This window comes from Streptomyces albicerus (assembly GCF_008905045.1).
GTDB lineage: Bacteria > Actinomycetota > Actinomycetes > Streptomycetales > Streptomycetaceae > Streptomyces > Streptomyces albicerus.
This window is the reverse complement of record NZ_VWMY01000031.1, coordinates 1-8,925: the sequence shown is the minus strand read 5'-3', so window position 1 is coordinate 8,925 and position 8,925 is coordinate 1. Positions and strand designations below refer to the sequence as shown.

Below are 8,925 nucleotides of genomic sequence, written 5' to 3'. Positions count from 1 at the left end.
GCGCGGGCCGCGTCTGGCTCGACCACGGGCATCTGCTGGACGGTCTCGACGTACGGCTGAAGCGGGACTGCGACCACGGGCGGGGCGTCACGCTGGGCGGGCGCCTGCGCGTCCGCAAGGGCGAGAAGCTCACTCTGAACGTGACCGTGACGACGACCTCGCGCCCCAACCCGCACGGCATCCTGCCCGAGCTCGCCCACGTCGACATGATCCGCGGGGCGGTACGCGGCCCGGCGGCCGACCGCGACGACTGGCACGCGCCCGACACCAAGGTCGTGCACACGGCGGACGTGTCCGGCCGCAAGGGCACGTACACCCTGCGCATTCCGCTGACCGCGGGTGACGAGTCCTTCTACGTGCGGCTGCGCGGCAGTGACGGCAACCGGCACGGCGCCGGTTACCTGGGCGCCTCGGTCGACCCGCACGGGCCGATCCCGCACGAGCCCGGAAAGGGTGACCCGTGGGCCGACACGTGGTTCTACTCGAACCCCGTGTTCGTGGAGGTGGCCGGCGGCCGGTGAGGCCGGTGCGAGAGCGGCCGGTACGCCCGTACTACCTGGTCACAAGCTGATCGACGGGCGTACCGTGGGCCGGGTGACCACTGACGAGGCGCTGCGGCCCCAGTCCCTCATGCTGTCGTTCCTGGGCGACCAGGTGCTCGGCCGTGACGTCTGCGTGTACTCGGGGAGCGTCATCGACGTCTTCGGGCGCGCGGGCGTCGGCGAGCACGCCACCCGCTCGACGCTGACGCGCATGGTGGGCCGCGGTCTGCTGCGGCGGCAGCGCGAGGGACGGCGGATGTACTTCGGGCTGACCGAACGCTCGGAGGCCGTGCTGCGGGACGGCGAGCAGCGGATCTGGGAGGCCGGGGCCGTCAACCGGCAGTGGGACGGCACCTGGACGCTGCTCGGCTTCTCGCTGCCCGAGTCCTGGCAGCGCCAACGGCACGATCTGCGCGCGCAGTTGACCTGGAACGGCTTCGGGCCGCTGTTCGGCGGACTGTGGATCGCGCCCGGCGAGGTCGACGTCTCCGCGATCGTCGCCGAGCTCGGCCTGTCCGCCCACGTCAAGATCTTCCGCGCCCACGCGGACGCGGGCATGGACATCGGCGCGATGATCGAGGAGACCTGGGAACTGGACGAACTGGCCACGCGCTACGAGGCGTTCGTCCGCCGCTGGCAGCCCTGGGAGTCCGCGGAGCCCGACGCCGACGAGGCTCCCCCAGCCTCCGGCCGGGGGGACCCCCATCTCGCTACGCTCGCCCTGCGGCTGCGCCTGTCGACGGAGTGGCTCCAGGTCATCCGGCGCGACCCGCGGCTGCCGGTCAAGCACCTGCCGGACGACTGGCCCGCCGAACAGGCCGAGAAGACGTTCAAAACGGTGCACGCCCAACTGACCCCGCTCGCACGGGAGTCGGCGGATCGCCTTCTCGACCTGGTACCGGTACGGGCGGGGACCTGAGAGACCGGGGCGCAGCCCCGTCTCTCAGGGGCGCGGGGAACTGCGCGACCAGCCACAACGAACCCGCACCCGACGCACGACCGTGGTTACCCGGCAACCCAGCGGAGCGCTTACGCGTAGAAGCGGGACAGGCTCTGCAGCACCGCCGCCGGCTTGGGCGCGCCCTCGATCTCGATCGTGCCGTCGACCGTGATCTGAACTCCGCCCTTTACGTCCTCGACCTCCGCCAGCTTTCCGATGAGCCGGATGCGTGAGCCGACCTTCACCGGCGACGGGAAACGCACCTTGTTCAGGCCGTAGTTGACCTTCGTGGTGACGCCCTGGACGTCCAGCAGCTCGGTGAACAGCGGGATGAAGAGGGCGAGCGTGAGGTACCCGTGCGCGATGGGCGCGCCGAACGGGCCCTCCTTGGCCTTCTCCTCGTCGACGTGGATCCACTGGTGGTCGCCCGTGGCATCGGCGAACGTGTTGATGCGCTCCTGGGTCACCTCGATCCACTCGCTCGTGCCGAGTTCGCTGCCGACGAGCTTCTTGAGCTCGTCGATGCCGTTGACGGTGATGCTCATATGACGTTCCTCAATCGGGGAGTTGAAGCTAGGACTTGGTGCCGTACCGCTTGCGGACACGGGCCTTGAGGAGCTTGCCGGAGGCCGTACGCGGCAGTTCGTCCGCGATCACCACCGACTTCGGGATCTTGTACTTGGCGAGGCGTCCGGCGAGCGACGCGAGGATCTCGTCGGCGTCGAGCTCGGCACCCTCGCGGGGGACGACGACGGCTCGCGGCACCTCGCCCCACTTGTCGTCGGGCACGCCGATGACCGCGCACTCGACGATGTCGTGGTGGGCGAGGAGCTGGTCCTCGATCTCGGCGGGGTAGATGTTCTCGCCGCCGGAGATGATCATGTCCTTGATGCGGTCGACGATGAAGACATAGCCGTCCTCGTCGATCCGCGCCGCGTCCCCACTGCGGAACCAGCCGTCGGAGAACACCGCGGCGGTCTCGTCGGGCAGCCCCCAGTAGCCGGGCATGACGTGCGGCCCTCGCACGACGACCTCACCGGTCTCTCCGACGTCCGCCGGGGAGAGATCGGGCCGTACGACACGCACGTCGCTGAAGAAGTGCGGCACTCCGGCCGAACCCGCCTTGCTGACCGCGTGCTCGGCGTCCAGGAAGAGCGTGCCGGGCGAGGCCTCGGTCATGCCGTAGCCCTGGAGGAAGGTGAGCCCGCGCTCCTGGAACTTGGCGATGAGCGGGGTCGGCACCGGTGAGCCGCCGCAGGTGAGGATCCGCAGCGAGGACAGATCCGCGCCGGCCCAGCGCTCGTGCCGGGCCACCTGGTCGAACATGGTCGGCACCCCGAACATGAACGTGATCCGGTGCTGTTCGATCAGGTCGAAGGTGGCCGACGGATCGAAGGCCTCGACCAGGACGCACGTGCCGCCCTTGAGCAGCACCGGCAGGGTGAGCATGTTCAGCCCGGCCGTGTGGAACAGCGGGGCGGAGACGAGGGCGCGTTCGTCGGCGATCAGGTCGTGGTCGATCAGGACGTTGAACGCGTTCCAGATCAGATTGCCGTGCGTGAGCATCGCGCCCTTGGGGCGGCCCGTCGTCCCCGAGGTGTACATGATGATGCAGGTGTCGTCGGCGGTGACGGGCTGGTCGATCGGCTCGGTGGACGCTCCGGCCACCGACTCCTCGTATTCGGCGCCCACTTCGAGGTACGTACGCACATCGCTGTTGCCCGGCAGTCCGGCGACGAGCCCGGCGAACGACGGCGCGTACACGAGGACCTTCGCGCCCGAGTCCGCGAGCTGGTAGGCGATCTCGGGGCCGGCCAGGCGGGTGTTGAGCGGTACGAAGACCGCGCCGAGCGTGCCGGCCGCGAACAGCGTCTCCAGGTACGAGGGGTGGTTGGGGCCGAGGTAGGCGATCCGGTCGCCGCGCCTCAGGCCGGCCTCGCGCAGGGCGTGCGCGAGGCGGGTGGTGCGCTCGTACAGCTCCGCGTACGTGACCGTCGTGTCGTGGTGGATCAGGGCGGTGCGGTGCGGGGTCTTTCGGGCCCGGCGTGCGGGCCACGACCCCAGTCCCTCATTGCGCATGTCCGTGCCCCTGTCCTTCGTTGCACATGGGGTGTCCCTCTATGCCTTCGTGAGCCCGAGCAGGCGGGCCGCGTTCTCCTTGAGGATCTTCGGCCTGACCTCGTCCTTGATCGGGAGCTTCGCGAAGTCGGCCAGCCAGCGGTCCGGGGTGAGGACCGGATAGTCGGAGCCGAACAGCACCTTGTCCTTGAGCAGCGTGTTCGCGTACTGCACGAGCTGCGGCGGGAAGTACTTCGGCGACCAGCCGGACAGGTCGATGTGGACACCCGGCTTGTGCGTGGCGACCGCCAGGGCCTCGTCCTGCCAGGGGAAGGACGGGTGCGCCAGGATGATCTTCAGGTGCGGGAAGTCGGCCGCCACGTCGTCCACGTGCAGGGGGTTCGAGTACTTGAGACGGATCCCGCCTCCGCCGGGCACACCGGCCCCGATGCCCGTCTGTCCCGTGTGGAAGAGGGCGATGGTGCCGGTCTCCTCGATCACCTCGTACAGGTCGTACGCCACCGACCTGTCGTTGGGGAAGAAGCCCTGGATGCTGGGGTGGAACTTGAAGCCCCTGACCCCGTACTCCTCGACCAGGCGGCGGGCCTGCTTGACGCCGGCCTTGCCGCGGAAGGGGTCGATGGAGGCGAAGGGGATCAGCACGTCCGGGTTGGCGGCGGCCGCCTCGGCGACCTCCTCGTTCGGGACGGGCTCGGTGCCGGTGGCGGACTCGGCGTCGACCGTGAAGATCACGGCGGCCATCTTCCGCTCGCGGTAGTAGGCGGCCGTCTCCTCCAGGGTCGGCTTCCGCTTGCCCTCGACCTTGAAGTAGGCGGAGGAGGCGTCATGCAGGTCGTCGTCCAGGGAGGACGTGCCCTTGGAGGAGACCTCGGCGTGGGTGTGGACGTCGATCGCGACGAGTTCCTCGACGTTGAGGGTCGTCATGGTTCACGCCTCCGGGAACTTCGGGGCGGGGATGCCGACGGTCTGCGGCTCGGCGCCGAGCGAGGTCGGCCAGGCGTCGGCGAGGGTGTCGGGGGTCCAGCCACCGTCAGCGTACGCCGCCTTGATCTCCTGGGGGTGGGACCACAGGGCCACCTTGTCGCCGCCGATGCCGATGGCCTGGCCGGTCACGCCGCGGGCGGCCTCGGAGGCGAGGAAGGGGACGAGCGCGGCGCAGTCCTCCGGGGTGCCGAAGCCCTCGCCCTTGCGGAGGAAGTCCGGCAGCGGCTCGCCCTGCTTCATGGCCTCGATGTACGGGGCGAAGGCCGGGATGGTCTCGGTCATCGCGGTGGCCGCGACCGGCACGATCGCGTTGACGGTGATGCCCGCGCGGCCCAGCTCCATCGACCACGTACGGGCCATGGCGGCGATGCCCGCCTTGGCGGCCGCGTAGTTCGTCTGGCCGAAGTTGCCGCGCTGTCCGGCCGGAGAGCCGACCAGGACGATGGTGCCGCCCTCGCCCTGCTCGCGCATGCGCACGGCGGCGGCACGGGCGCAGGTGAAGGTGCCCTTGAGGTGAGTGGTGATCACCGCGTCGAAGTCCTCGTCGGTCATCTTCCACAGGACCTTGTCGCGGAGGATGCCCGCGTTGGTGACCAGGATGTCGAGGCGGCCGAACTCCTCCACCGCGCGGCCCACCAGGCGGTCCGCGGCCTCGGTGGTGCCGACCGCGATCACCTCGGCCACGGCGGTGCCGCCCGCCTCGGTGATCGCCTTGACAGCCTGCTCGGCGACGGCCTCGTCCACGTCGTTGACGACCACGGAGGCGCCGGCGGCGGCGAGGGCGTGCGCGTAGGCCAGGCCGAGGCCACGGCCCGAGCCGGTGACGACGGCGACCTTGCCGGTGAGATCGATGCTGGGCACGAGGGGGGTCCCTTCAACGCGGGGATGGCGCGGCTTCGAGGGCCGAGCTGCGGCTACGAGATAGAAGCTAAGGACAATAATTGTTGACGTCAATAGTTGTTGCTGCCCCGTCGGTACGTCATGCTGTGCTCAGCACGTACGAACCGCCCCGCCCGGGGCCCGGCCCAGGGAGCCCGTCATCGCAGGCCAGCAGCACGCCACCGACCAAGCCGTAGGCCCTGCGGCCATCGACGCCCAGGAGCCGTGGATGCGCGAGCTGCACGCCGACACCGGCTATCTCCTGTACCGGCTGGGCCTGCGCTCGGGTCAGCTGTTCAACACGTTCCTCCAGGAGTCGGGGCTGCGGCTGCGCCACTACGCGCTGCTGCGGTTCCTGGCCACCTCCGAGGGCGCGCTCCAGCGGGAGCTGAGCGCACAGCTCGGCTACGACCCGAGCGCGATCGTCGGCCTGGTCGACGACCTGGAGAAGCTCGGGTTCGCCGAGCGCCGCCCCTCCCCCGACGACCGCCGCAGCCGGATCGTGGTCCTGACCGAGGACGGCCGTGCCTTCCTGCGGGACACCGACGAGGCGGGGCTGCGCGTGACGAACGATCTTCTGAAGCCCCTGGATCCGGCCGAGCGGGACACTCTGCACACGCTCCTGCAACGGATCGCCGAGACCGAACTCGGATGACGACCGCGATGACCGCGCGCTCGGCACCCGACCGCCTCCTCGCCGTGCTCGCCGCCTTCGACCACGACCACCCGGCGCTCTCCCTCACGGACATCAGCCGCCGGGCCGGACTCTCCCTCACCACCGCCCACCGGCTCGTGGGCGCGCTCAGCGACTGGGGCGCCCTGGAGCGGGACGCGTCCGGGATCTACCACGTGGGCCTGCGGCTGTGGGAGATCGCGGCGCTCTCCCCCCGCGGTCTCGCGTTGCGGCAGATCGCGCTGCCGTACCTGGAGGACCTGTACGAAGCCACGCACGAGAACGTGCAGTTGGCGGTCCGCGACGGCTCCGAGGTCGTCTACATCGAGTGGATCTCCGGGCGTTCGGCGGTCGGCGTCAAGATCCAGGTGGGCGCACGCTGGCCGCTGCACGCGACCGGCGTGGGTCTCGCGCTGCTCGCGCACTGCGAGGCGCCGTTCCAGGAGACGTACTGCACGGGGCCTCTCGCGGGGTTCACGCCGCACACCATCACGGACGAGGCCACGCTGCGCCGCGTACTCGCCGAAGTCCGGCGCACGGGCGTGGCGGTGAGCAGTCGTCAGGTCACGGACGACGCGCTGTCGGTGGCCGCGCCGGTGCGCGGAGCGGACGGCTCGGTGGTCGCGGCCGTTTCGGTCGTGGTGCCCGAACGCGACGCGCAGACACCGGCGTTGATCCCGGCGGTACGGCTCGCGGCGCGCGGTATCTCGCGGGCGCTGGGGTGGCAGCCGGAACCGTCCTGACAGCCGGAGGCAGGAGCAGGACCGATCAGGACCCGGGGCGGCTCCGGGTGGACGTCTGCCCCTTGGATATCCCTCTCACCGGTGAGGACGCGGCCCGGTGACGGCCGGATACTGGGACGGCCCTTGCCCCGAGGAGCCGCGTATGTCCGCCCCGTTGTCCGCCCCGTCCTGGATCACGCCTGCCGTCGCACGTCTGCGTGCGGCCAACCCGTACGTCGTCGACGGCGCGTTCGCCGCGCTGGTGCTGTTCGCCACCTCGCTGCAGTGGATGTTCCCCGACGAGGGTGACGACCGGCTGTCGTGGCAGGGATTCCTGCTGGGGGTCGGTACGGCGGTGCCGCTGGTCTGGCGGCGGCGCGCGCCCTTCCCGGCCGCCTGCGCCGTCTCGGTGTTCACCCCCGCGGTGGCGATCTACCACGCGCCCCCGCCGGACATCGTGTACAGCGGTCTGGTCGTGCTCTACACAATGGCCGCGATCGCCCCGCCCTGGCAGCGGCGCCTCATGCTGGTGGGCTGGCTGGCCGGGACCTCGCTGACCATGACGCACTCGGAGCATGCCGAACCCTTCGAGTACGCCTTCCATCTGCTGAGCCTTGTCAGCGCGTACGGCTTCGGGGTGCTCGGCCGTCTCCAGCGCGTGAACACCGAGGCGCTGGAGGACCGCGCGCGCCGTCTGGAGCGCGAACACGCCGCCGACACCGCACGGGCCGCCGCGCAGGAGCGGGCCAGGATCGCCCGGGACATGCACGACATCCTCGCCCACGCGGTGAGCCTGATGGTGGTGCAGGCCGAGGCCGGGCCCGTGGTGGTGCGCAGCGATCCCGAGCGGGCGGAGGCGGCGTTCGACGCCATCGCCGGCGCCGGGCGCGACGCGATGACGCAACTGCGGCGGATCCTCGGCGTGCTCAAGGACGAGCCGGTGAACGGGAGTTCGGTCCGGCTGCCGCAGCCCGGCGTCGCGGCCCTCACCGACCTGGTCCGGCAGGTCGGTGAGACCGCCGGCCTGCGCGTCGAGCTCCGCGCCACCGGCGAGCCGCGCCCGCTGCACCAGGACACCGAGGTCGCCGCGTACCGCGTGGTCCAGGAAGCCCTGACCAACACCGTGAAGCATGCGTACGCTTCCCGAGCGCGGGTCGAACTCGACTGGACGGAGGACGAGTTGACGCTCACGGTGACGGACGACGGGCGAGGGCCGGCGGACCGCGGCGGAGTGGGAAACGGGAACGGGGGCGGCCACGGGCTGATCGGGATCCGCGAGCGGGCCGCCGCCTGCGGTGGCACGGCCCGTACGGGACCCGGCCGCGACGGCGGTTTCCGGGTCGTTGTACGCCTTCCCGTGGCCGTCGACCGGCAGGCGGCCCTGGGGTGAGCATCCGGGTGGTGGTCGCCGACGACCAGGAGCTGGTCCGCAGCGGGTTCAGCATGATCCTGGAGGCGCAGCCCGACATCGAGGTGGTCGCGGAGGCCGGGGACGGCGTCGAGGCGGTGGCGGCAGTGCAGCGGCACACGCCCGACGTGCTGCTGCTCGACATCCGCATGCCCCGGATGGACGGCCTGGAGGCGGCCCGGCTGGTCTGCGCGCAGTCCGGGTGCCGGGTCGTCATGCTGACGACCTTCGACCTCGACGAGTACGTGTACGAGGCGCTGTACGCGGGCGCCAGCGGGTTCCTTCTGAAGGACGTACGCCGGGACGACCTGGTGCACGCCGTACGGGTGGTCGCGGCGGGCGACTCCCTCCTCGCCCCGTCCGTGACACGGCGACTCGTGGCCGACATCATCCAGCGACGGCGGGCCGAGTCCGCGACGCCGCCGCCCTCGACCGTACGGCTCGACGTCCTCACGGCCCGCGAGGAGGAGACCCTGCGGCTGCTGGCCCGCGGTCTGTCCAACGCGGAGATCGCGACGACTCTTTTCGTCAGCGAACACACCGTCAAGACCCACGTCAGCAATGTGCTCAGCAAGCTGGGGCTGCGGGATCGGGTGCAGGCGGTGATCTGCGCGTACGAGACGGGCCTGGTGGCCCCGGGTTCGAACTGATTCCTCTTGCCGGTTCATATGCTGCAGGCCCGGTGGGGGCTGGTCGCG

Annotated in this window: 9 protein-coding genes and 1 pseudogene; 6 read left to right on the top strand and 4 right to left on the bottom strand. The window is 70.8% G+C overall.

The window, feature by feature from the left end:
• Positions 1 to 521: pseudogene (locus GAS53_RS27185) on the top strand (histidinol-phosphatase); the annotation flags it as partial.
• 73 nt (positions 522 to 594) lie between these two features.
• Complete coding sequence (locus GAS53_RS27180) at positions 595 to 1,461, top strand: PaaX family transcriptional regulator (RefSeq protein WP_225859104.1); 867 nt, start codon at positions 595 to 597, stop codon at positions 1,459 to 1,461.
• 110 nt (positions 1,462 to 1,571) lie between these two features.
• Here GAS53_RS27180 and GAS53_RS27175 read toward each other — a convergent pair whose 3' ends face one another.
• Genes GAS53_RS27175 through GAS53_RS27160 form a run of 4 tightly spaced genes read right to left on the bottom strand, consistent with a single transcriptional unit; the run spans position 1,572 to position 5,406 of the window.
• Complete coding sequence (locus GAS53_RS27175) at positions 1,572 to 2,027, bottom strand: MaoC family dehydratase (protein WP_151480353.1); 456 nt, start codon at positions 2,025 to 2,027, stop codon at positions 1,572 to 1,574.
• Between the two features lie 28 nt (positions 2,028 to 2,055).
• On the bottom strand, positions 2,056 to 3,561 hold the full coding sequence (gene menE / locus GAS53_RS27170) for an o-succinylbenzoate--CoA ligase (RefSeq protein WP_151480352.1): 1,506 nt from the start codon (positions 3,559 to 3,561) through the stop codon (positions 2,056 to 2,058).
• Positions 3,562 to 3,600: 39 nt separating this feature from the next.
• Positions 3,601 to 4,485 (bottom strand): amidohydrolase family protein, encoded by an 885-nt coding sequence (locus GAS53_RS27165; protein WP_151480351.1) that lies wholly within the window; start codon positions 4,483 to 4,485, stop codon positions 3,601 to 3,603.
• A 3-nt stretch (positions 4,486 to 4,488) separates the two neighbouring features.
• The gene (locus tag GAS53_RS27160) at positions 4,489 to 5,406 is read right to left on the bottom strand and encodes an SDR family NAD(P)-dependent oxidoreductase (protein WP_151480350.1); all 918 of its coding nucleotides are present in this window, start codon (positions 5,404 to 5,406) and stop codon (positions 4,489 to 4,491) included.
• Positions 5,407 to 5,653: 247 nt separating this feature from the next.
• Here GAS53_RS27160 and GAS53_RS27155 point away from each other — a divergent pair, with 247 nt between their 5' ends.
• The 4 genes from GAS53_RS27155 (at position 5,654) to GAS53_RS27140 (ending at position 8,877) form a co-directional block, all read left to right on the top strand.
• Positions 5,654 to 6,079, top strand: coding sequence for a MarR family winged helix-turn-helix transcriptional regulator (locus tag GAS53_RS27155; RefSeq protein ID WP_151480349.1), 426 nt, complete (start codon positions 5,654 to 5,656; stop codon positions 6,077 to 6,079).
• 8 nt (positions 6,080 to 6,087) lie between these two features.
• Positions 6,088 to 6,840, top strand: a complete 753-nt coding sequence (locus GAS53_RS27150) for an IclR family transcriptional regulator (protein WP_151480442.1) — start codon at positions 6,088 to 6,090, stop codon at positions 6,838 to 6,840.
• A 142-nt stretch (positions 6,841 to 6,982) separates the two neighbouring features.
• Positions 6,983 to 8,209, top strand: a complete 1,227-nt coding sequence (locus tag GAS53_RS27145) for a sensor histidine kinase (protein ID WP_151480348.1) — start codon at positions 6,983 to 6,985, stop codon at positions 8,207 to 8,209.
• On the top strand, positions 8,206 to 8,877 hold the full coding sequence (locus tag GAS53_RS27140; protein WP_151480347.1) for a response regulator: 672 nt from the start codon (positions 8,206 to 8,208) through the stop codon (positions 8,875 to 8,877). The genes GAS53_RS27145 and GAS53_RS27140 overlap by 4 nt, the downstream gene beginning before the upstream one ends.
• Positions 8,878 to 8,925: the final 48 nt, after the last annotated feature.